We start from the raw sequence: 23144 nt of genomic DNA on the forward strand, positions 1-23144 counted from the left end.
GTTCGGTTTTCACAAATTATATATGCAAAAATCATGCCAATATAGAGGAGGAGAGGGCTATCTGTAAATGCCTGATCGGTGCATACTGATTCTTTATTGAAGTCCAAGTTTCTTTAAACGGTTATATAAAGTAGCCCTTGTTACACCAAGTTGTTTTGCGCATTCTAATTTATTCCCATTTAAAATTCGTAAAGCCCTTTCAATAACTTTTTTCTCATGCTCATCCATCTCTTCTTGTAAAGAAAGGATTGTATTATTGTTGCTGAGTAATAGGGAATGGGCTGTATGGTTGTCTAAAGTTTCAGTCGTATGAAATGGTAAATATTCTTGTTTTATAATTCCGTCTGTTGCGAATACCACAAGCCGTTCAACAACGTTTCGAAGTTCGCGAATATTACCTGGCCAATTGTAATGAAGCAGTTCATGCATAATGCTTGAAGGTAAGTCACGAATTGGTCTGTTATAGTTGATTGAAAAATCGTTTAAGAAAGAATAGGTTAATTCAATAATATCCTCGCGTCTTTCGCGCAGCGGTGGAATCTGCAAGCTAACTACATTTAAGCGGTAATATAAATCTTCTCGGAAAGTTCCTTTTCTCATTTCTTCTTGTAAATCACGATTTGTAGCAGCGATAATACGGAAATCAATATTAATTTCTTTTTCACCACCAACTCGGTAATACTTTCGCTCTTGCAGTACACGTAACAGTTTTACTTGCATATCAAGTGGCATTTCACCTATTTCATCAAGAAATAAAGTACCGCCTTGCGCGAGTTCAATTTTACCTTTTTTTCCTTTACTATTTGCTCCAGAAAACGCCCCACGCTCGTAACCGAATAATTCACTTTCAAATAATGCTTCTGGAATTGCCCCGCAGTTAATCGAAATGAAAGGCGCCTTCGCTGCTTCACTTGCTTCATGAATTGCTTTCGCAAATACTTCTTTTCCAACTCCGCTTTCCCCAAGTATTAAAACAGTTGATTTCACCGAACAAACTTTTCTAGCTAATTGTATCGTTCTTTGTATAACAGGACTTTTTCCATTCATCGCAAGGAATGGATCGGATTCATCTTTATACTTTGCCACTTCTTGTTCTAAACGGTGCATTTCATGTGACATATTAAATAGTTTTTCATTTAAAGCGACTTGATTTGTAACATCTGTTTCTGAAACGACTGCTCCTATAATTTCATCATTACAATAAACTGGATTTGAATTAATTAATACGAATAAATCGGGGCGAGGCTGATGGAACTGAGCGACTATGCTTTTTCCATCATGTAAAGATTGTAAAATTTCCAAGTCTTTATAATCAAAAAAACGAGTAATCGGTTGCCCAATAATCTCATTATGGTTGACTGAAAATATTTTTTCAGCACCATCTGTCCAAGTTCGAACGCATTCTTTACTATCAATTACTGTAACAGAAGAGTCAGTTGTTTGTATTACAGTGTCATAAAATGACTGTAGTTCATTGTAGGACTTATAAAGAAATGGAATCATTTGCTGAGAAGTTATACAGCATATCGGCTCATCGTTTTCGTTAAGGATGATAACAGCTAATTCATAAGAAAAAGCGTCAATTAATGCAGTGAATGAGTCATCTACATAAATAATTGCGCAATTATATTCTTCTGTAGTAGAAGGGAGGTAATAAAACCTTTCGTTTATTTTCTTAATGCGATCAAGGCTACATGTATGATTGATTAAAACGCTTTCCAAAAATTCTTGTATAGTCGGAAATGAGAATTCCATAATGTCCTCCTGTTATGTATAAAAATTTTGACAGTGATAAAAAAATAATACACCTATTTACTATGAATTTAAAATATTTTTACAAATAAAAATATTTTTTATAAAAATTGTATATGTACAGAATTGGCACGTCAATTGCATAAAAAGAAAGTGAGAGGGCTAGGAAAGGAGGAGTATATTGTGAGGCACTGCGACGTTTTAATTATAGGTGGTGGAATAATAGGGTGTTCTATCGCTTATTACACTTCAAAATACGGAAGAGACGTAACAATCATTGAAAAAGGGGAATTTGTCAGCGGGACGTCTTCACGGTGTGATGGGAATATTTTGGCCATTGATAAAGACCCGGGATTTGATAGTCAAATGTCTTTAGTAAGTCAAAAATTAGTAACTGATTTAAGTGAAGAATTAGAGCATTCATTTGAATATAGGGCACCAGGAAGTATTCTCGTATGTGAGTCAGACGAAGAGATGGAAGCTGCGCAGCAATGGGTAAATCGGCAAAAAGAAGCTGGATTACCGTTTCGAATGCTTGATAGGCAAGATATAAGAGAAGAGTCGCCTTTTTTTGCTGATGATTTATTAGGCGGTTTAGAATGTGCGACGGATTCAACTGTGAATCCATATCTCCTTGCTTTCTCGCTTCTGTCAGAGGCACAAAAGTTTGGCGCAAAAGCCTTTAAGCAGACCGAAGTAAAGAGTATGAAAATAGAGACGAATGGTTCATTTGTTGTAGAAACTACGAATGGTACTTTTACAGCAAAACAAGTTGTAAATGCAGCCGGTGTGTGGGCTCCTAAGGTTGGTCAGATGTTAAATGTAAATATACCAATTGAACCGAGAAAAGGGCATATTATTGTAGCTTCAAGGCAACAACACGTAGGATGCCGTAAAGTAATGGAATTCGGTTATTTAATTTCTAAATTTGGCGGAAAACGAAAAGTGGATACTTTAACTGAAAAATACGGGGTTGCGCTCGTATTTGAGCCTACTGAAAGTCAAAATTTCTTAATTGGTAGTAGTCGTGAATTTGTAGGATTTCATACGAGGATAAATAATGAAGTCATTAAATGTATCGCAAATAGAGCAATTCGCTTTTATCCGAAAATGGCAGATATGATGGTAATTCGTTCTTACGCTGGTTTACGTCCGTGGACAGAAGATCATTTACCGATTATTTCACGAGTGGAACATATTCCGAATTATTTCATTGCCGCTGGACATGAAGGTGATGGGATTAGTCTTGCAGCAGTTACTGGAAAAGTAATTGAAGAGTTATTAAATGAAAAAGAGACAATTATTCCTATTGAACCACTTCGTTTGAGTCGTTTTACAGAAAGGGTGTTAAACGGATGAGGTCACAAAGAGTCTTTACGACGATTGATACACACACAGGTGGGAATCCAACGAGGACATTAATTAGTGGACTTCCAAAGTTGATTGGAGAGACGATAGCAGAGAAGATGTTACATATGAAAAAGGAGTATGATTGGATTCGAAAATTGTTAATGAATGAACCGCGTGGTCATGATGTAATGTCAGGAGCATTATTAACAGACCCGTGTCATCCTGAGGCTGATATAGGTGTTATATACATAGAGACAGGTGGATATTTACCGATGTGTGGTCACGATACAATCGGTGTATGTACAGCGTTAGTTGAATCAGGTTTAATTCCGGTAGTTGAACCGATTACTTCTTTAAAACTAGATACACCGGCTGGCTTAGTTGAAGTAGATATTGCTGTTCAAGATGGAAAAGCAAAAGAAGTATCTTTCTGTAACATACCAGCTTTTTTATTGGAAAATATTACTGTACAAGTGAAAGACATTGGAACTATAGAGGCTGATATTGCGTATGGAGGGAATTTTTATGCCATTATTGATGCGAAATCAGTAGGTCTAGAATTAGTACCAGAAAATGCATCTACAATCATCGATAAGGCGATTCATATAAGGAACACAATTAATGAGAAGTTTGAAATCACTCATCCAGAGTATTCGTTTATAAGAGGATTAACACATGTTGAATTTTATACAGATCCTACTCATGAATGTGCGCATGTGAAAAATACAGTTGTTGTACCACCAGGCGGAATAGATCGATCTCCATGCGGTACAGGAACATCTGCGAAGCTAGCTGTATTATACGCTCAGAAAGAAATCGAGATTGGTGAAGAGTTCATTCATGAGAGTATCGTTGGTTCTTTATTTAAAGGATATGTCATGGATACGACACATGTTGAAAATATTGAAGCTGTCATAACGAAAATTACGGGATCAGCTTGGCTTATGGGTATGCATAGATTTTTTTACAATGAAATGGATCCACTTAAAGAAGGATTTTTGCTAATTCCGCCGATGGAACATGAAACGGAGGATATAAAATGAACATTCAAAAAATGTATACAGCAGTAGACGTACATGTAAATGGCGAGACATTTCGTGTAATGAAAGACGTACCATGCAAATACTACTACAGTTTGGAGCAATTAAATGAACAATTTTCAGGTGAATTAGCAGAAGAGATGAAGCTTTTATTAAATGAACCACGTGGTTTTATCGGTTTGAATGGGTGTATTGTCGTTCCATCTATCCATAATGAAGTGGATGCAGCTGTATTATTTTTTAATCATGAAGGTTCGATTCCGCTTCATTATGGAGGCATTGTTGCAGTAATAACGATGTTACTCGAAAGTGGTTATTTAAAAAAGAGAGAGTCCAATCAATATAAAATTGAAACGTTATCTGGAATATTTTTAGTTCATGCGTATGTAGAGAATGATGAAGTTATATCGGTTTCGTTTGAAAGCAAACTATGCTATATGATTGAGGAAAATTTACAGGTTGGTAATGTAAGTTATTCTCTCATACAAGCAGATAAAGTATATGCAGTTGTAGAGAAAGGTGCGTATTCGCCAGAAATTCGCATGGAAAACATTTCTGAATTGAAAAGATGGGGAGAAGCTACACTACAGACTATACAAAAACAGTCGCTAATAAAAAGGCTTATTTTAGTAGATCCTTCGCAAAAAGAAAAGAACCATATAAAATCGATTACATTTCATGAAGATAACTTTATCGTACGTTCGCCAGGTTTTGTTTCTACTATTGTTTCCTATGTTCATGCGTTATTTAAAAATGATTATATGGCGGATAAACCTTTTAAAAATGAAAGTATATTTAATAGTTTTATAACTGTGGAGAAAGTGAAGAAGGAGGAACTAGGATACATTTTCCGTTTTGAAAGTAGAGGGTTTATTACAGGGATGCAGACATTTCTATTAGACCCTACGGATCCGTTTCCGGCAGGTTTCTTATTAAAATAAAATGTGATAGGGAGAGATAAATATGCAAAAAATTAAAGGGGCATTTCCAGTATTAATAACACCGATGGATGAATTTCAGGAAATTAATTGGGATGGGGTAAAGCAAAATGTAAATTACTTTATCGAACAAAACGTTGCAGGTATCATCATTAATGGAAGTACAGGAGAATTTGTAAGTTTATCAAAAGAAGAACGATTTAAAATGGTAGCAACCGTGTTGAAAGAAATTGATGGCCGTATTCCAGTTATTGTTGGAACTGCAGCAGAGACGACGAAAGAAACAATTGAATATACGAAACATGCAGAAGCGCACGGAGCGGATTGTGTGTTAATTATAAACTCTTACTATTGTAAACCGAAGGAAGAGGAGATTTATTTTCATTTTAAAGAAATCTCAAACTCTGTAAATATACCAATTATGTTATACAATAATCCATTTACTTCTGGTGTTGATATGAGTACAGAGCTAATGCTCCGTATTGGAAAAGAGTGTGGAAATGTTACACATATTAAAGAATCTAGCGGAGATATTCGAAAAGCGAGAGATTTAGTAAGACAAAGTGAAGGGGCTTTCCAAGTCTTCTGTGGTTCTGAAGATTTAGTTATGGAATCATATTTAGTTGGTGCCTCGGGATGGGTTTCAGTAGCAGGAAATATTGTTCCCGGTCTCGTTACAAAAATGTATGAGCATTTTCAAAATGGTGAATTAGAAAAGGCGTGGGAAATAAACGATGCTATTTTACCACTTTGCGAGTTTCTTGAAGGATCAGGGAAATATGTTCAAATCGTTAAACGTTCTATGGAATTACATGGGCAAGCGGGAGGACCTTCTCGCTATCCAAGACTAGGGTTAACTGTAGAAGAAGATCAAAAGCTTCAAACGATTTTATCAAATATTGCAGCTCATGCAGCTGTTTAAATAAGGAGGAGAACATAATGTTAAAGACAAATATTGAGCTGAAACCAAAAGTGGAAGCGTTTTTAAATGAAGAAATTAAAATGTTTATTAATGGCGAATTTGTTTCTGCTATTGGCGGAAAGACGTTTGAAACGTACAATCCAGCAACAGAAGAGGTTCTAGCAGTCGTATGTGAAGCGCAAGAAGAGGATATTGATGCTGCAGTAAAAGCGGCAAGATCTGCATTTGAATCTGGCCCGTGGGCAGAAATGGCTACTGCTGAAAGAGCGCATCTTATTTATAAATTAGCAGATTTAATTGAAGAACATAGAGAAGAATTAGCGCAACTAGAAGCTTTAGATAATGGAAAGCCATATCAAGTAGCACTTGATGATGATATTTCAGCGACTGTAGAAAATTATCGTTATTACGCAGGATGGGCTACAAAAATTATTGGGCAAACAATCCCGATTTCAAAAGATTACTTGAATTATACGAGACATGAACCTGTTGGTGTTGTAGGACAAATTATTCCGTGGAATTTTCCGCTTGTTATGTCTTCTTGGAAAATGGGAGCTGCACTGGCGACAGGTTGTACGATTGTATTAAAGCCAGCAGAGCAAACGCCTTTATCTTTACTATATACAGCGAAACTCTTTAAAGAGGCTGGATTTCCAAACGGCGTTGTAAACTTTGTATCAGGCTTTGGTCCTGAAGCAGGGGCTGCAATTGTAAATCATCATGACATTGATAAAGTTGCTTTTACAGGATCTACTGTTACAGGAAAGTATATTATGCGTCAATCTGCAGAAATGATTAAGCATGTAACGTTAGAGCTTGGCGGAAAATCACCAAATATCATTTTAGAAGATGCGGACTTGGAAGAAGCGATAAATGGTGCATTCCAAGGTATTATGTATAATCACGGTCAAAATTGTAGCGCAGGATCACGTGTATTTGTTCATCGTAAACATTATGAAACTGTAGTAGATGCACTTGTGAAAATGGCGAACAACGTAAAACTTGGAGCAGGTATGGAGAAAGGAACGGAAATGGGTCCACTCGTATCTAAGAAACAACAAGAGCGTGTGTTAAATTACATTGAGCAAGGGAAGAAAGAAGGTGCTACAGTTGCGGCTGGTGGCGAACGTGCGCTTGAAAAAGGTTATTTCGTTAAGCCAACTATATTCACAGATGTTACAGACAATATGACAATCGTTAAGGAAGAAATATTTGGACCAGTTGTTGTCGTACTTCCATTTGATTCGACAGAAGAAGTAATTGAACGAGCGAACAACTCATCCTATGGTCTTGCTGCGGGTGTATGGACGCAAAATATCAAAACGGGTCATCAAGTAGCAAATAAATTAAAAGCAGGAACAGTGTGGATTAATGATTATAACTTAGAAAATGCAGCTACACCATTTGGTGGATATAAACAATCTGGTATTGGCCGCGAATTAGGTTCATATGCGCTTGATAATTATACAGAAGTGAAAAGTGTTTGGGTAAATATAAAGTAATAGGGCGTTTTACTGATAAAAATTGAGGGATGAAATAATGAAAGATGCGGACAACTAGAAAGTTTGATAATAGTTGTCCGTTTTTTTTATATACAAAATTGCTTTTCCAAAGAATGATAAGGGGGATTTGGATGGAGAATTTAGTAGAATGGTTAGTAGGGCAAGTGTGGAGTATCGGTTTAGTTGTTTTTGCATTAGGGGCAGGCGTATATTTCACGATTGCAACACGCTTTTTGCAAATCCGTTATTTTAAAGAGATGATTAAACTATTATTTGAAGGAAAGAGTTCAGAGACGGGAATATCATCTTTTCAGGCATTTTGTTTAGCCTTATCAGGAAGAGTTGGAATTGGTAATATTGCAGGGGTAGCGACAGCAATTGCTTTCGGCGGTCCTGGAGCTGTATTTTGGATGTGGGTAATGGCTTTGTTAGGGGCAGCGAGCGCGTTTGTAGAATCAACATTATCTCAAGTATACAAAAGTAAAGTAGGGAATGAATATCGCGGCGGTACTCCATATTTCATTGAGAAAGGTTTGAAAATGAAATGGTTTGCAGTCATTGTAGCAGTAGTTGTAACACTTTCATATGGCGTGTTATTACCAGGTATTCAATCTAGTAGTATCGCAGTTGGATTTGAAAACTCTAATGGTATTAGCAAATATATAACTGGTATATTTTTAGTCATGTTACTAGCAGCAATTATTTTTGGTGGTGTAAAGAGAATTGCTGGCGTTTCTCAAATGCTTGTTCCATTTATGGCAATTGGTTATGTAATTGTTACATGTATCATATTAATTGCGAATGTAACGGAGATTCCAAGGATGTTTGCTTTAATTTTCTCTAGCGCATTTGGTGTAAATGAAATGTTTGGTGGAATTGTTGGTGCAGCTATTGCATGGGGCGTAAAACGCGCTGTATTTTCAAACGTTGCTGGTGTCGGAGAAGCGACGTATAGTTCGGCGGCTGCTGAAGTATCGCATCCCGCAAAACAAGGATTAGTTCAAGCGTTTTCCGTATATATCGATACAATTGTCGTATGTACAGCGACAGCTCTTATGATTTTAATAACAGGTATGTATAATGTTATACCTGAAGGGAAAACCGCCATTGTACAAAACATAGGAAATGTGGAAGCTGGTCCAATTTATACACAACAAGCAGTTGAAACTGTGATAACAGGGTTTGGTCCAATATTTATTTCAATTGCGATTTTCTTTTTTGCATTTACAACGTTACTCGCTTATTACTATATCGCTGAAACGACACTTACTTATTTAGATCGTCAACTGAAGTATGGCTGGTTAAAACCAGTTTTAAAATTTGGATTTTTAATTATGGTTTACATCGGTAGCGTTGAATCAGCGTCGCTTTTATGGAATCTTGGAGATTTAGGAATCGGTAGTATGGCATGGTTAAACTTAATCGCAATCTTACTTTTAAGTAAAACCGCATTAAAAGTGTTAAAAGATTATGAAACGCAGAAAAAAGAAGGGAAAGATCCAGTATTTAATCCTAAAAATGTGGGGATTGAAGGATTAACATTTTGGGAAGAAAGAAGTAAAGAGGTTGAAAGAAAAAGTTCTAGAGAAAAAGTTATTGTAGATGATAATTTAAAATTATAACTTAAATTAACTAAAAATTCTTGATTTAAAAGAAGGTATATTGCCTCCATTTCATCACATACTACAATAAGTATGGATAATATGACTGGAGGGAATAAGATGGAACATGAGCAACATAGTTCGATAAATGATATTCTACATCATTATAAAGAAGGTATAGGTAGTTTTACAAATCAAATTCCTGAAATCGCTGAGACATATAATGCGTTCACGCAAGCTTGTTTTCAAGAGGGTTCTTTAACAAAAAGAGAAAAACAACTTATTGCATTAGGAATTAGTTTAGCAACGCAAGATGAGTATTGTACAATTTATCATACAAAAGGTTGTCTTGATCAAGGATGTTCGGATAAAGAGATTCTAGAAGCATGTGGTGTTTCAGCAGCATTTGCTGGCGGAGCTGCGATGAGTCAAGCGGTAACTTTAGTGCAAGAGTGTTTAACAGAATTGAAAAATCAAAAGCATTGAATAAAAAAACGTTTTAAACTTTATGTTTAAAACGTTTTTTATGTGAAATTAAATTTGAGTATAAAAATTATCTAGGATGGGTTCAATTTATGGTTATACAATAATGGGAGAATTTTAAATTTAGTAGGAATGAGAAATAACAACTATTTATTTAATTTTAAGGTTTTGTAAAAAGCTTCAATTGCTTCATATAATCAATGGCTTTTGTTTTATTTTTCTGTTTAGAAACATAATGTGCCTCATTAAAATCTCTATATTAACTGTTAACTATTTCTTCAGAAAGAGCACCGTCAGAGATAGCTCTTTTAACCGCGCAGTTTGGTTCGTTTGTATGTGAACAGTTAGAAAATTTACATCTCATAGAAATCTTTTTTATATCTTCATATCCAAATTCAAAATTCCCCTCAAGGTTTATCAAGTCAAATCCTATTTTACTAATAAGAAATCCCTCCATTTTTGAAAGAGTCTTTTAGAAACATAAATACAAATTTTATCGTTTTCAATTTGTATTTACTTTAATATTCTATATCTTCATAAATAGATTTTTCTACATCAGGAAGAACTGTGTATATACTCTTACCGATTAAAGCTTCTAATTCTTTCTTAATCGCATAAAACCCTTTCCAATGTAAAGATGTATGAGATGTTGTACCATGACGCAAACCAACAGAAATTAATCTTCTTTCCAGCGTAGTAAAGCCATCCGCATCAGCAAGAGCGTCACAAAGAGTAATTACTTTATTGTATAAGTCGTAGTTACAATGTTCATTTAATATTTCAACTAATCGGCTTCTCATATGGTCAGGAACGAGACTCCATTCTGCTGCGATATCTATATGTTCATTTTTGCATGGGAATGAGTGTGTCACACAAATAACAGCGTTTCCTGTATACCCTAAATCATTCATATACATATAACCATCATAGGAATGAATGACCGATTTGGTAAAACCTTTGTATCTTCCGATATCATGCAAAAGGGCAGCGTTATATGCTATGTCAGCATCTAGCTTGTACCCTTTTTTTATAAGTTCTATAATTATGTTTTCAGTTGCATGAGCAACATGTAGTGAATGTTCAAACCAAGGGCCCGGGTTTTGTTCATATGCCCATTCGAGTAATTCTTTTGCGTACATTCTATCTAATATATATTTCATATCGTTATCCTTTCACAAAAAATCATATCTTAACTATAAATTCCTCTTATTATTTCATTATTCCTTCTTTAAAAATTGTTACAATGAAACAAAAGGGGGAAAAGTAATGCGAAATTTAGTAATTGAAGAAATTAAGAAACTAGAAAATGATATAGAAGAACTTTCGAAACTTTTGAAAATGGTTGTAAATGATGGGGCATCAATTGGTTTTTTGCCTCCACTGGAACAAAAAGATGCAACAAAGTATTGGCAAACAGTATTAGCGCCAGAAGTGATATTGTATGTGGCTAAAATAAACAACGAAGTAGCAGGGAGTATTCAATTACAATTAGTTACTAAGCCTAACGGAATTTATAGAGCTGAGATTTGCAAATTAATGACTCATCCAAACTTTAGACGAAACGGTATTGGACGATCGCTTATGCAAAAAGCAGAGGAACGAGCAAAGCAAGAAAACAGGTCTCTTTTAGTATTAGATACTAGAGAAGGAGATCCTTCCAATAAATTGTACAAATCACTAGACTACCAAGAAGTTGGAACAATACCAGGGTATGCAATTTCTCCGAATGGAAAGTTAGATGCTACGGTTCTTTATTATAAAAACATTTAAGTTATAATCAAACGGGGAGAGTGCTTAATTATTAGTAAGTGAATAATAAACGACTATTTTTAACACCGTCTATATTTTTCTGGCGGTGTTAAAATAGTTAATTATAATCTAATTAACGCACTAAATGAATTTGAGAAAGTTTTTAGAGGGTTCTTTTAGTAATGATTCTCGTCTTATAATAAATGTAGAGAAGATGACTAGCCGACTATAGTTATTTTCGCTTTATTATGGGAAGGGGATGAAAGAATGAAAAAGAATAGTTTACAAAAGATGAAGAAAGTTATTTTAAGTGGTGGCGTATTACTTACGGGATTATTAACATTTGGGTTTTCAGAAAAGGCTTCAGCTCATGGATATGTAGAATCACCAGCGAGCCGATCTTATTTATGTAAGCAAGGTGTAAATGTAAATTGTGGACCAATTCAATATGAACCACAAAGTGTAGAAGGGATAGGTGGATTTCCACAACTAGGACCTTCTGATGGACAAATTGCAGGGGCTGGTCATTTTCCCGCTTTAGATGTTCAAACTGTAGATAGGTGGAAGAAAGTTACGTTAAATGGCGGGACGAATACATTCAAGTGGAAACTAACGGCTCCTCATAGTACGAAAGAGTGGAAATATTATATTACGAAAAAAGGTTGGAATCCAAATAAACCTTTGACGCGATCAGATTTAGATTTAGTGCCATTCTATGTAAAAAATGACGGTGGAGCTAGACCAGGGACAACAGTAACGCACGAAGCAAATGTACCAACTGACCGTAGTGGATACCATCTTATTTTAGCTGTTTGGGAAATTGCAGACACTGGAAATGCGTTTTATCAAGTTATAGATGTAAACCTTTTGAATAATGGCTTATCCTCAAATTTTGCTTTTAACAATGTAGTGCAAGCTCCTACACTATTTTAATTGAAACATACATTTCGATCATCTAATTCATTTTAGATGATTTTTTTTATGAAAATGATGAAAAATATAGAAGAAAGTGCAATTATTTATAAAAAAATATGCTTTAAATATTGTCATATTTGCTTCTTTAAGATATCCTTTTCATGAAGAGGTGGAAAACATGGAAAAAGTACTAGTTTTCGGGCATAAAAACCCAGATACAGATGCAATTTGTTCTGCAATTGCTTATGCAGAATTGAAAAAAGAATTAGGAATGAATGCTGAGCCTGTACGTTTAGGCGAAATCAGCGGTGAAACTCAATTTGCGTTAGACTATTTTAAAGTAGAAGGACCGCGTTTTGTTGAGACAGTAGCAAGCGAAGTGGACAACGTTATTTTAGTTGACCATAACGAGCGTCAACAAAGTGCTAACGATATCGAATCAGTTCGTGTGTTAGAAGTTATTGACCATCACCGTATTGCTAACTTTGAAACAAGCGATCCTATATACTATCGTTGTGAGCCAGTTGGCTGTACAGCTACAATCTTAAACAAAATGTACAAAGAAAATGGCGTAACAATTCGTAAAGAAGTTGCAGGTTTAATGTTATCTGCAATCATTTCAGATTCTTTACTATTCAAATCTCCAACTTGCACAGAACAAGATGTAGCAGCTGCTCGTGAATTAGCGGAAATCGCTGGTGTAGATGCAGATAACTACGGCTTAGAAATGTTAAAAGCTGGTGCTGACTTAAGCGGAAAAACAATGGAGCAATTAATCTCTCTTGATGCTAAAGAATTCCAAATGGGTAATGCGAAAGTTGAAATCGCACAAGTAAACGCTGTTGATACAAACGACGTTCTTGTACACCAAGCGGAACTTGAAAAAGTAATTTCTGCAGTAGTAGAAGAAAAAGGTTTAGACCTATTCTTATTCGTTGTAACTGATATCTTAACTAACGATTCTGTCGGTCTTGCGATCGGTAAAGCAGCAAACGTTGTTGAGAAAGCATACAACGTATCACTAGAAAACAATACAGCTACTTTAAAAGGTGTTGTATCTCGTAAAAAACAAATCGTACCAGTATTAACAGAAGCATTCCAAGCTTAATCGTATTGCGTACAGATGAACAGTAAGGACAAGTAGTCAGATTGGCTATTTGTCCTTTTTTATTTATAATAAGCAGAAATTTTTAACTTTTAAACAGTCGCATTGTGTATGCTTAATGATATGGAAGTATTGAAAAGTAAATTACAGGGGCTTTTTGAAAAAATATTGCATCTGTTTCAAAATTAGAGAGCTGGATTTCGGAGGAACTGCGTTTAAACGCTGAAATACAGATGTTGCGTTTAACTTTTTAGAAGAAAGGATATAAAGTTTTGATTAACGAATTAAAATAAGGATAGCGTTAGCTATCCTTATAATCGTTTATTCGTAAGATTTTTTCTTGTTTATATAAAATGTGATTATCGTAGTAATGAAGAAAATAGGTATCGCATACACTTGCCCAACAAATAACTTCCAGCCGACATAATTATAGCCTTCAGATGCTGGGATGATAACGGAAATAACGCAAACGATAAAATAGACTAATAGTGCAGGAATAATATTTTTCATTTTTATGAACCTCCTTTATTGTTTTATTAATACATACTTGCATTATAATTTAGTTTCATTATTTTGAAGAAAAAATGAAAAATTTTTTATGGTATTATAATATTTGCAATGAGAGTAATCTATAGTACGCATATGGTAAAATGTGTAATTTTAACTTTCAGAATTATTATATAGTATCTCGAGAAAAAAATGTACAAAATAACGAATTTTATTTACCAAAGTAAAGGGAGTAGAAATATATATGAAAAGGCTATGTATAATTCCATGCGGAAAAAAGAAAATTTGGGATAAACATTCAGACTACGGACCGATGGAAGCAAAAGATGTATATATTAGTCCGTTCGGAAAAGCATGTCAGGCGTACGCAACTATGTTTTTCGAAAACTGGGTTATATTATCAGCGAAACATGGATTTTTAAGACCAAGTGATATTGTATTAGAAAACTATGATCTTGCATTTGATTCAAAAAGCGATGAGGTAATAAGTATAGAGCAATTACAAAAACAGATGGTAGATAAAAGTTTACTACAGTTTGACGAAATCGTCTTACTAGCAGGGAAGAAGCATAAAAAAGTAGTGACAAAGTTATATCCAGAAGAAATGATTACATATCCGCTAGAGGGGTGTAAAGGAATTGGGTATATGTTGCAGAGGTTGAAAGAAGCTGTGAAGGAAAGGGAGGAAATATAGGTGTAGTTTCAGTGATTTTAAACTCTATTTATTTAGGGAGCTGAAAAGTAAAATAGAGTTTTTAGGCATCGCCGAAAGGGTGATGCTTTTTTGTTCGTGTCGTCATTCATGTAAAAGTAATTTAGAGAATAAATCATTCGATTTATGAAGCGATAGCTTTTTTATATCGAAAACAAATTGCATCACTTTTAGAAAATATAGGACGTATGGGCACAGTTAAGATTGTAAGTGGGAATAGCAATAAGACAAGTTTTGAATAAGATATTAAGAAAGGAGATGTTGATGAATAATGGCTAGATATAGTTTGCACGGAGGACACAATAGTATTGTTCAAGGTGCTAATTTCGGGAATCGGAAAGAACACGTTCTAGATAGGCAAGTTAAAGATGCCGTGGCGGCTAAGTTAAGAGCCCTAGGACACACGGTTTATGACGATACGGACGAGGTAGGGGCAACTCAATCGCAAAATTTAAATAATATCATTCGGAATAGCAATTCCCATGCTGTGGATTTAGTTATTTCTTTTCATCTTAATGCAAGTGATGGAAATGGACAGGGTGTTGAGGTTTTATATTATGATCAGAAAGATTTGGCGGCTAAAATCTCAGCTCAACTAGCAAAAGATATTGGATGGCGTGATCGAGGTGCGAAACAACGTACAGATTTAGCGGTATTAAATGGAACGAAGGCACCGGCTATTCTTATTGAATTAGGGTTTATTGATAATGAATCCGACATGGCAAAATGGAATGTTGATAAAATCGCTAATTCTATTGTATTTGCTCTTACAGGACAAACTGGAGGAGGTGCAGCGGATTTGCTCAAAGTAAAAACTGGTGGTGTAGCATTTAGTAATTTACAAGATTTGGCTCAAGCTATGGTTGATGCGGGTATTGATGGACAAATTGTCGTTCAAAAAGATGGCATTGGTTATGCTATAACGAATGGCTATCCGTCCGGGAATATCGATAAATTTACAGCTTGGTTAGATGTACGTAAATGGTACTATGAGTACGTGAGATAAAACGAAAATTGGTTTGATTAAAAACTAAAAATTGTCTTATTTTTAGTTAACAAGTATATTAAGTAACTATAAAAATATGGACAATTTATATGTAAATTAGTACACAAAACCACCTGTCAGAAAGGTGGTTTTATTTATCAAGCTATTTGCGGGAAGTAAAATTCTTACCTCAAAATTCGGATGAAGCTAAGAAATTAGGTGGGAATTACACTGCTCGTAGCCTCCTACTAATTATCGTTTCACTTTATATAGTTTAGAGTTTTGTAAATCTTTACTTATTAAACCCGTAATAATATTTTGTTTTCTCAATACATAAGCCGAATTTTAAATTATTACCCAATAATATAATACCTCTCATACTATTTATTAGTTGATAATAACAAAAAAACAAGCTTTGAATATAATAATGAAAAAGGAGATGTTAAATAATGGGTTATATTGTAGATATTTCGAAATGGAATGGCGACATTAACTGGGATATCGCAGCACCACAATTAGATTTCGTAATTGCACGTGTGCAAGATGGTTCAAACTATGTAGATCCTTTATATAAAAATTATGTACAAGCAATGAAAGCAAGGAATATTCCGTTTGGTAATTATGCGTTCTGTCGTTTCGTTTCAGTAGAGGATGCACGGATAGAAGCAAGAGACTTTTGGAACCGTGGTGATAAAAATGCAACAGTTTGGGTAGCTGACGTAGAAGTAAGAACAATGAACGATATGAGAGCGGGTGCACAAGCTTTTATTGATGAATTACGCAGATTAGGAGCTAAGAAAGTCGGTTTATATATTGCTCATCATATGTATGCTCCATTTGGAATGGAAAATGTCAATTGTGATTTTGTATGGATTCCTCGTTATGGTGGTAACAAACCGGCGTATCCATGTGATATTTGGCAATACACAGAGACAGGCAATGTGGCTGGTATCGGCAAGTGTGATTTAAATAAGCTGATTGGAAATAAGCCGTTAGCTTGGTTTACAAATCAAATTGTTGAGCCGATAAAAAAACAAGAAGGGGTTGGAATTATAGTGAATAAATATAGCAAAGTAGTTACTTATGAATTTGGTGTAAATTTAATTTCTGACATGATTCAAATGATGGATAAGCTTGGATATACTTCTAAAATAATATCTCGTGGAGATAACCAAGGGCTTGTGTATTTCGAAACAGATTATCGTCAAGGGAACGAACTGGACAAAGCAACTGCTTGGTTAGATATGAAAGGAATTAAATATTTTTATACAAAAGAGTAGTTTGCAAAAATAAGAGCCGTCATGTGACGGTTTTTATTTTTATTTAATCTTTTAACTCTACTTATAATATGGAGAAAATAGACTAATAAACAAGCCTTTGTATACTTTCAAACATAGAATATGATGAATTCTATCAAGGAGGAAGCATATTTATGAGAAATACTTGTCATTGTGGACATTTTCAAGATTGTAATAAATTTTGGGATGATTTAATGTTTGGGAGATGTAGATGTAAGCGCAATGATTTTCACGAGTGTTGTTGCAAAGAGAAACCGAAGTGTGAGTGTGAAAAATGTCATTGTAAAACAAAAGCGAAATGCCATTGTAGGCATGAAGAGGAAGGGTATTAATAATAAAAAAGAGTACGATGCGTACTCTTTTTTTGGGTGATTATATTCCATCTTGAACAGATTTCTTTACAATTACCCATTTGTCTTTCTTTTTAACCGTTATAGCTACATTAGTTCCATTAGATTCCTTATAAAAGATATATCCATTGTTTGAGTTTACATATGTAACTGGTTCACCTATGCAATCTCGCGAGCAGGATTTGTTGACTAGTTCAATTAAGGATAGTTCACTTGGATCGGTTTTACTGGCTTCTATAACAGCATCAAGGCTTGTTTTTCGATAACCTTGCAAGTTTATATGAAAAAGCTGCTCTATTTCTCCTGTAATGCTAGTGTTCATTACTTCTACTGAATTCTTTTTTTCTTGAAGAAAGCCGTTTTCATAAAGTAATTTTGTATAGCCAATCCATGCTATTAACACTAGCATGAAAAACATACCCGTCATTTTAAGTATTCGAAGTCGTTTGCTTATAATTGTTTCTGAGTATTTCATTCACTCTAATCCTCCAATGTTTTTAATTTAAAATATGCTTGGATACATACTTTTAGAAGAGGATGAAAGTTAATGAGTTTTTAATAAAAAAGAAAACATCCAGGGTTAGATGCTTTCTTTTTTTGGTATTTTTGGCTATCTGTTAGTTACTTGTTTCATAAGTGGTCTTATTTCTTTAACTGGTGGTTTCTTATCATAGGCATCAACGTAAGAAAAGTAATAGTTTAAGTTTCTTAGAAGACCTTTTCCTATTTTTGCACTTAAGAAAGGAAAGACTTGTCCGGTATAATCATCGAGAGATTTACAGTAATATTTTTCATCTAAATATATACTGTATTTACATGTTAGTTCTACTAAAGGATTCCCTTCATCATCAAATACTTCTTTAGAATCAATAATATCTATTAGTGCAAATTTTTCATTTAAGTAAACTTTCTTTTTTTTCTCGTGTTTATTTGTAAGTATAAAAACGAGACCAATCGCGTTAATCAAACTATTTCCTCCTATAAAAAACGGATATTAATAAAATATATCGATATAAGCTAAATGTAAAGAGGAGAGGTGAAATATCATGGAGAGAAAACTAAATAAGCCGATTGGTGAGAGCTGATAATCAGTGGGGGATGAACAAACCCCTCACTGATTAAAGTTTCACTTTATTGAAATACTTGCGGGAATTGTTTTACGATTGCGTTTGTTATCATGTCAGCCATTTCTAATGCTTCTTTTTCAATTTTATCGTAAAGTTTTACTCCTGCTTCATAATCTTTATTTAGGAAGGCAAGTGCTTCTGCTTTCGTTAGTGCTAAATGTTCATAAAACATTTTTCTAAATTCTTCTTTATCTATATATGGGTTGATTCTGTTAAGGAATTCAATAATTGCGTCACCATTAGCGTACCATTTTTTCTCTATAGCGGCCGCTGCATTTTGATTACCAGCTTTTGCGGCTTTAACAAGATCCGCTGCAATTACTAAGTGATCTTTAATTAATGCACTATATTTTTTCACTGCATCCTCACCGTAAAATGGTTCAAGTGATAGTCCCATATGTGTTGCGTTTTGTAGAAGTCGTCCAACAGTAACATTAACATCTGGTAAATTAAATACTATACTTATAATAGCCAATCTCGTCCAAGCGACGTGTTGTTCCCATAAAGAACGCATATACCCTTTTAAAAAATTCTCATTTTTACTAATTCGGTAGTTCCGTACGGATAAATCATAGTTTACATAAGGGTTATGGTAGGGGGAGTAATACGATTGCCAATAAGAATACATAAATAGTAACACTCCTTTGAACATGTATAACTCAAAGTATGATGAAGATTTATTTTTAGTTACGTGTCCTAGATTATTTTTAGGGAATTTGAAATGGAGAAATTCAATGAATGGTGTTGTGGTATATATGAATAAATTGAATATAAAGTAAAAGAGGGTCTGTAAGGGAAGTTGCAGACCCTCAAAAGGGTATTGCCGAGATGTCGGACTCGACTACGTAATGTTATCATAAAATTCTTTTGAAAAAACCTGGTAAATGTGTCCAAATGAAATTGGGACCTTCATACAGTCAAAGGGACCTGCTTCCCGCGGCAGGCCCCAATAACTAGATAATGTCGATGAGCAAAAAACTCATCTGGAGTACTTTTATAGTAACAAGTAAAATGTGTTTTGTGTATTGAGAAAGAAGAATTGCATAATTATATGTGAACAATTTAAATCCCAACAATTTATGATTATCATTAATTGTTGGGATCTAAATATGGTTATAAAATGGAGAAAAGACTTGGAAGTGAGATCGAGGTACACAGAAGTATGTAATCATGAAAAAGACCTGCTAATATAAGCAGGTCAACTTAAGGGGTTTATCCAACAGATTATTATATATGGTAACAACTGAATTGTAGTAAGTCTATACATTTAATATTGAGAAAAATTCTGTGAATGATATGTTTTTTGCACATATATTAACGTCTAAAAAGTTGAGAAAGAAAATTAAAAAGCTTTTTATAAGAGAATAATGGCTGGTACTTATAGTATGATTCATATTTCCACGCATCATTATTAGAGAATTGGAGTTTTTGTGTTTTCGTTTTTGCCTTGATGGAACTCATATTACGATGTTTCATATAGTAACCTCCTGAATTTATATGTATACGATTAGTAGTATTCAAGAAAGGGAAATAAAATGAACATTTAAATTGAAACTCTTTCTTCTTGTGTACTGGATTTACGTTATAAATGTTGTAAAACATATAAAATAATGATGCTAATTCATATTAAATAAGTGAAGAAACATAGAATAATGAAAAAACAATAAGCATCTAATCATCCCTTTCAAGTCGCATAAGTGATTGATATAATAGAAGTAGATGAAAGATAAAGAAAAGCGGGTGACTCTTTTTTGTTTACTAAAGCACAAGAACTTTTAGCGTCCTACTTTGGTTATTCTTCGTTTCGAAGAGGACAAGATGAAACAATTAAAAATGTACTAGATGGGAAAGATACGGTTTGTATTATGCCAACGGGTGGCGGTAAGTCGATTTGTTATCAAATTCCGGCATTAGTATTTGAAGGAACGACGTTGGTTATATCGCCTCTAATATCACTTATGAAGGATCAAGTAGATACATTGGTACAGAATGGCATTTCAGCTACATATATTAATAGTTCTATATCTATTGCAGAAGCAAATCAGCGAATTCAATTAGCGAAACAAGGACATTACAAGTTACTTTATGTGGCGCCTGAGCGTCTTGATTCGATGGAGTTTGTTGATCAACTTATTGATATGAAAATCCCTATGATTGCGATTGATGAAGCACACTGTATTTCACAGTGGGGACATGATTTCCGTCCAAGTTATTTACATATACATCGCATATTAGATTATCTTCCAGAAAAGCCGCTCGTATTAGCATTAACAGCAACAGCAACACCGCAAGTACGTGATGATATTTGTAACACACTTGAAATTAATCAAGAAAATACAATTATGACAACGTTTGAGCGTGAGAACTTATCGTTTTCTGTCATTAAAGGGCAAGATCGAAATGCATATTTGGCGGATTATATTCGTCAAAATCAAAAGGAATCCGGGATTATATATGCAGCTACTAGAAAAGTAGTCGATCAGTTATATGAAGATTTGATGAAGGCAGGTGTTTCTGTATCAAAATATCATGCTGGTATGAGTGATAGTGATCGAAATGAGCAACAAGAACTCTTTTTACGAGATGAAGTAAGTGTAATGGTAGCAACATCTGCATTCGGGATGGGTATTGATAAATCGAATATTCGTTACGTAATTCATTATCAGCTTCCAAAAAATATGGAAAGTTACTATCAAGAAGCAGGACGTGCTGGTCGTGACGGATTAGATAGTACATGTATATTGTTATATTCTTCTCAAGATGTACAAGTACAGCGTTTTTTAATTGATCAATCAACTGGAGAATCACGTTTTTCAAATGAACTTGAAAAATTGCAAAATATGACCGATTACTGTCATACAGAACAATGTTTACAATCATTCATTTTGCAATACTTTGGAGAAGAACCGAAAGAAGATTGTGGACGCTGTGGTAATTGTACAGACAATCGCGAGAGCATCGATGTGACAAGAGAATCACAAATGGTTTTATCATGCATGATTAGAACGAACCAACGCTTTGGAAAGCAAATGATAGCGCAAGTATTAACTGGGTCGAAGAATAAGAAAGTTATTGAATTTAATTTTCATACTTTACCAACGTATGGGCTTTTATCGAACCGTAGTGTAAAAGAGGTCAGTGAGTTTATTGAGTTTTTAATTTCAGATGAGTTAATTGCAGTTGAACATGGCACTTATCCGACGTTAAAAGTAACTGAAAAAGGGAAAGAAGTATTACTTGGTAAAGAGAATGTTTTACGAAAAGAACGAGTAGAGACAAGACAAATTGTTCAAGACCATCCTTTATTTGAAGTGCTTCGTGAAGTACGTAAAGAAATTGCACAAGGAGAAGGTGTACCTCCGTTCGTTATTTTCTCTGACCAAACATTAAAAGATATGTGTGTGAAAATGCCGCAAAATGATTCTGAATTGTTGACGGTAAAAGGTATCGGAGAACACAAACTTGTGAAATATGGCTCGCACTTCTTACAAGCAGTTCAGCATTTTATTGAGGAAAATCCAAATTATGCTGAAACGATTAAGACAGAAGTAGTTTCAGAGCGTAAAAAGTCAGGAAAAGCGTCCGCAAATTCTCATTTAGAAACATATGAAATGTATAAACAAGGTATTGATTTGAATGAGATTGCAAAAGAACGTAACTTATCAAGACAAACAATTGAAAACCATTTAATTCGCTGCTATGAGGATGGAATGGAAGTAGATTGGCAAAGCTTTGTTCCAGCAGAGTATGAATCTCTTATTGAAACTGCCGTTCAAAATGCAGAGGGTGGGCTGAAATCTATTAAAGAACAGCTTCCGAATGAAGTGAGTTATTTTATGATTCGTGCTTATTTACAAATAAGAAAGTAGAGACATATAAAGGGGATAAGAATTTATGTATCATGTGTTCGTTTATGGCACATTAAGAAGAGGACAAACGAATGCTCATTATATGCAAGGTGCAACATGCATCGCAGACAGAGCTTGGACATATGGAAAATTATTTGATACGAATGAAGGATATCCGGCCATGACTTATTCGATTGAAGAACAGGTGTATGGAGAAGTTTATGTAGTAAATGATGAGATATTGTGTAAGTTAGATGAACTAGAAGAATATACAGGTAATGCGGAGACTGATTTATATGATCGAATCACGCAAACAGTATATGTTGCTGATAGGGAAATTGAGGCATATGTGTATATCGCTCAGAATAAAAAGATGTTAAAGAAAGTGATAGACTCTGGTGACTGGCTTATGTATCAAAAAATATAATAAGGTAGTTTTAAAAATTGGAAAGCAGATAATGACGAATTCATTATCTGCTTTTTATTGTGTGAATAATTGTCGTTCTCTTTTTATTCTTATAGTTCTTAGTACGATTCCAATTCCGAGAAATAAAACAGTAGCAGCGACCCCGCTAGTAGGATTTAACCAAAAATCACTACTGTTTGTAAGAGTAATAATCCCTGTTATTGTAACTAAAACAGTAGGAACAGCATCCTCGATTGCATGCATGATAACACATGGCCAGACTGATTTTGTAAGTCTATATATTTCAACATACATAATTGACCAACAAACCATAAGGATACAGCCAGATAGAAGCATATTTAATCTTGAGATAGATTCAAAATATTCATTTGAAGAGCCTCCTTTACTTTTATTTATCCTACTATTTGTGGGCAGTAAAACGCCCATTGATTAAAGTCTTTAATTTTTACAATATTTGTTAATAGATAAATTAAATAGGAGACAAATAGAAAGTAGTATCTTTTGTATGCATCACTATACTATATGTGTATTTG

General features: G+C 34.4%; 22 protein-coding genes and 2 pseudogenes. 16 read left to right on the forward strand and 8 right to left on the reverse strand.

What is annotated here, in order from left to right; genetic code table 11:
* Positions 1-93: 93 nt before the first annotated feature.
* A complete protein-coding gene (locus tag HFD78_RS11460) occupies positions 94-1755 on the reverse strand; it encodes a sigma-54 interaction domain-containing protein (protein WP_000395824.1) in 1662 nt (553 codons plus the stop codon).
* A gap of 180 nt (positions 1756-1935) precedes the next feature.
* Here HFD78_RS11460 and HFD78_RS11465 point away from each other — a divergent pair, with 180 nt between their 5' ends.
* From HFD78_RS11465 to HFD78_RS11495, 7 genes are all read left to right on the forward strand, one after another.
* The gene (locus tag HFD78_RS11465; RefSeq protein WP_098005464.1) at positions 1936-3111 is read left to right on the forward strand and encodes an NAD(P)/FAD-dependent oxidoreductase; all 1176 of its coding nucleotides are present in this window, start codon (positions 1936-1938) and stop codon (positions 3109-3111) included.
* Positions 3108-4145: a proline racemase family protein gene (locus tag HFD78_RS11470; RefSeq protein ID WP_097998110.1), complete on the forward strand. Its 1038-nt coding sequence runs from the start codon at positions 3108-3110 to the stop codon at positions 4143-4145. Before HFD78_RS11465 ends, HFD78_RS11470 begins: the two co-directional genes overlap by 4 nt.
* Positions 4142-5083 carry a proline racemase family protein gene (locus tag HFD78_RS11475; protein WP_061139182.1) on the forward strand — a complete coding sequence of 314 codons (942 nt, stop codon included), beginning with the start codon at positions 4142-4144 and terminating at the stop codon, positions 5081-5083. The genes HFD78_RS11470 and HFD78_RS11475 overlap by 4 nt, the downstream gene beginning before the upstream one ends.
* 22 nt (positions 5084-5105) lie before the next feature.
* Complete coding sequence (gene dapA / locus HFD78_RS11480) at positions 5106-6002, forward strand: 4-hydroxy-tetrahydrodipicolinate synthase (protein ID WP_001169463.1); 897 nt, start codon at positions 5106-5108, stop codon at positions 6000-6002.
* A 17-nt stretch (positions 6003-6019) separates the two neighbouring features.
* Positions 6020-7504 carry an aldehyde dehydrogenase family protein gene (locus tag HFD78_RS11485; protein ID WP_000920983.1) on the forward strand — a complete coding sequence of 495 codons (1485 nt, stop codon included), beginning with the start codon at positions 6020-6022 and terminating at the stop codon, positions 7502-7504.
* Between the two features lie 131 nt (positions 7505-7635).
* Positions 7636-9126 carry an alanine/glycine:cation symporter family protein gene (locus HFD78_RS11490; RefSeq protein ID WP_048567596.1) on the forward strand — a complete coding sequence of 497 codons (1491 nt, stop codon included), beginning with the start codon at positions 7636-7638 and terminating at the stop codon, positions 9124-9126.
* A gap of 72 nt (positions 9127-9198) precedes the next feature.
* Complete coding sequence (locus HFD78_RS11495) at positions 9199-9591, forward strand: carboxymuconolactone decarboxylase family protein (protein ID WP_002005224.1); 393 nt, start codon at positions 9199-9201, stop codon at positions 9589-9591.
* Between the two features lie 157 nt (positions 9592-9748).
* Here HFD78_RS11495 and HFD78_RS11500 read toward each other — a convergent pair.
* Positions 9749-10045: pseudogene (locus tag HFD78_RS11500) on the reverse strand (hypothetical protein).
* A gap of 61 nt (positions 10046-10106) precedes the next feature.
* A complete protein-coding gene (locus tag HFD78_RS11505; protein ID WP_000874102.1) occupies positions 10107-10748 on the reverse strand; it encodes an HD domain-containing protein in 642 nt (213 codons plus the stop codon).
* Positions 10749-10854: 106 nt separating this feature from the next.
* Between HFD78_RS11505 and HFD78_RS11510 the strand changes: the two genes are divergently transcribed.
* From HFD78_RS11510 to ppaC, 3 genes are all read left to right on the forward strand, one after another.
* A complete protein-coding gene (locus HFD78_RS11510; RefSeq protein ID WP_098204882.1) occupies positions 10855-11358 on the forward strand; it encodes a GNAT family N-acetyltransferase in 504 nt (167 codons plus the stop codon).
* Positions 11359-11604: 246 nt separating this feature from the next.
* On the forward strand, positions 11605-12270 hold the full coding sequence (locus HFD78_RS11515) for a lytic polysaccharide monooxygenase (protein ID WP_000742279.1): 666 nt from the start codon (positions 11605-11607) through the stop codon (positions 12268-12270).
* Between the two features lie 160 nt (positions 12271-12430).
* Positions 12431-13360 carry a manganese-dependent inorganic pyrophosphatase gene (gene ppaC / locus HFD78_RS11520; RefSeq protein ID WP_000416865.1) on the forward strand — a complete coding sequence of 310 codons (930 nt, stop codon included), beginning with the start codon at positions 12431-12433 and terminating at the stop codon, positions 13358-13360.
* A gap of 318 nt (positions 13361-13678) precedes the next feature.
* Here the strand turns inward: ppaC and HFD78_RS11525 are convergent, their stop codons facing one another.
* Positions 13679-13867 carry a DUF4017 family protein gene (locus HFD78_RS11525; protein ID WP_000789486.1) on the reverse strand — a complete coding sequence of 63 codons (189 nt, stop codon included), beginning with the start codon at positions 13865-13867 and terminating at the stop codon, positions 13679-13681.
* A 241-nt stretch (positions 13868-14108) separates the two neighbouring features.
* On the opposite strand from HFD78_RS11525, the gene HFD78_RS11530 reads away from it, so the two are divergent.
* The 4 genes from HFD78_RS11530 (at position 14109) to HFD78_RS11545 (ending at position 17231) form a co-directional block, all read left to right on the forward strand.
* Complete coding sequence (locus HFD78_RS11530) at positions 14109-14558, forward strand: DUF6884 domain-containing protein (protein ID WP_000824873.1); 450 nt, start codon at positions 14109-14111, stop codon at positions 14556-14558.
* Positions 14559-14847: 289 nt separating this feature from the next.
* A complete protein-coding gene (locus HFD78_RS11535; protein WP_097998113.1) occupies positions 14848-15582 on the forward strand; it encodes an N-acetylmuramoyl-L-alanine amidase in 735 nt (244 codons plus the stop codon).
* A gap of 428 nt (positions 15583-16010) precedes the next feature.
* Positions 16011-16841 carry a GH25 family lysozyme gene (locus HFD78_RS11540; protein ID WP_000540614.1) on the forward strand — a complete coding sequence of 277 codons (831 nt, stop codon included), beginning with the start codon at positions 16011-16013 and terminating at the stop codon, positions 16839-16841.
* Positions 16842-17057: 216 nt separating this feature from the next.
* Positions 17058-17231, forward strand: a complete 174-nt coding sequence (locus HFD78_RS11545) for a hypothetical protein (protein WP_000503011.1) — start codon at positions 17058-17060, stop codon at positions 17229-17231.
* Here HFD78_RS11545 and HFD78_RS11550 read toward each other — a convergent pair whose 3' ends face one another.
* From HFD78_RS11550 to HFD78_RS11560, 3 genes are all read right to left on the reverse strand, one after another.
* A complete protein-coding gene (locus tag HFD78_RS11550; RefSeq protein WP_000877571.1) occupies positions 17232-17684 on the reverse strand; it encodes a hypothetical protein in 453 nt (150 codons plus the stop codon).
* Between the two features lie 135 nt (positions 17685-17819).
* Positions 17820-18176 (reverse strand): hypothetical protein, encoded by a 357-nt coding sequence (locus HFD78_RS11555; RefSeq protein WP_000606231.1) that lies wholly within the window; start codon positions 18174-18176, stop codon positions 17820-17822.
* A gap of 164 nt (positions 18177-18340) precedes the next feature.
* Positions 18341-18964: a hypothetical protein gene (locus HFD78_RS11560; protein ID WP_000287725.1), complete on the reverse strand. Its 624-nt coding sequence runs from the start codon at positions 18962-18964 to the stop codon at positions 18341-18343.
* Positions 18965-20087: 1123 nt separating this feature from the next.
* Here HFD78_RS11560 and recQ point away from each other — a divergent pair.
* Positions 20088-22205 (forward strand): DNA helicase RecQ, encoded by a 2118-nt coding sequence (recQ, locus tag HFD78_RS11565; protein WP_000494270.1) that lies wholly within the window; start codon positions 20088-20090, stop codon positions 22203-22205.
* A 25-nt stretch (positions 22206-22230) separates the two neighbouring features.
* On the forward strand, positions 22231-22611 hold the full coding sequence (locus HFD78_RS11570) for a gamma-glutamylcyclotransferase family protein (RefSeq protein WP_000274915.1): 381 nt from the start codon (positions 22231-22233) through the stop codon (positions 22609-22611).
* Positions 22612-22665: 54 nt separating this feature from the next.
* On the opposite strand, the pseudogene HFD78_RS11575 reads toward HFD78_RS11570, so the two are convergent.
* A pseudogene (locus tag HFD78_RS11575) lies at positions 22666-22980 on the reverse strand (CPBP family intramembrane glutamate endopeptidase); the annotation flags it as partial.
* Positions 22981-23144 lie beyond the last annotated feature (164 nt).

Origin of the sequence: Bacillus sp. EKM501B (genome assembly GCF_011800505.1) — a bacterium.
Lineage (GTDB): Bacteria > Bacillota > Bacilli > Bacillales > Bacillaceae_G > Bacillus_A > Bacillus_A cereus.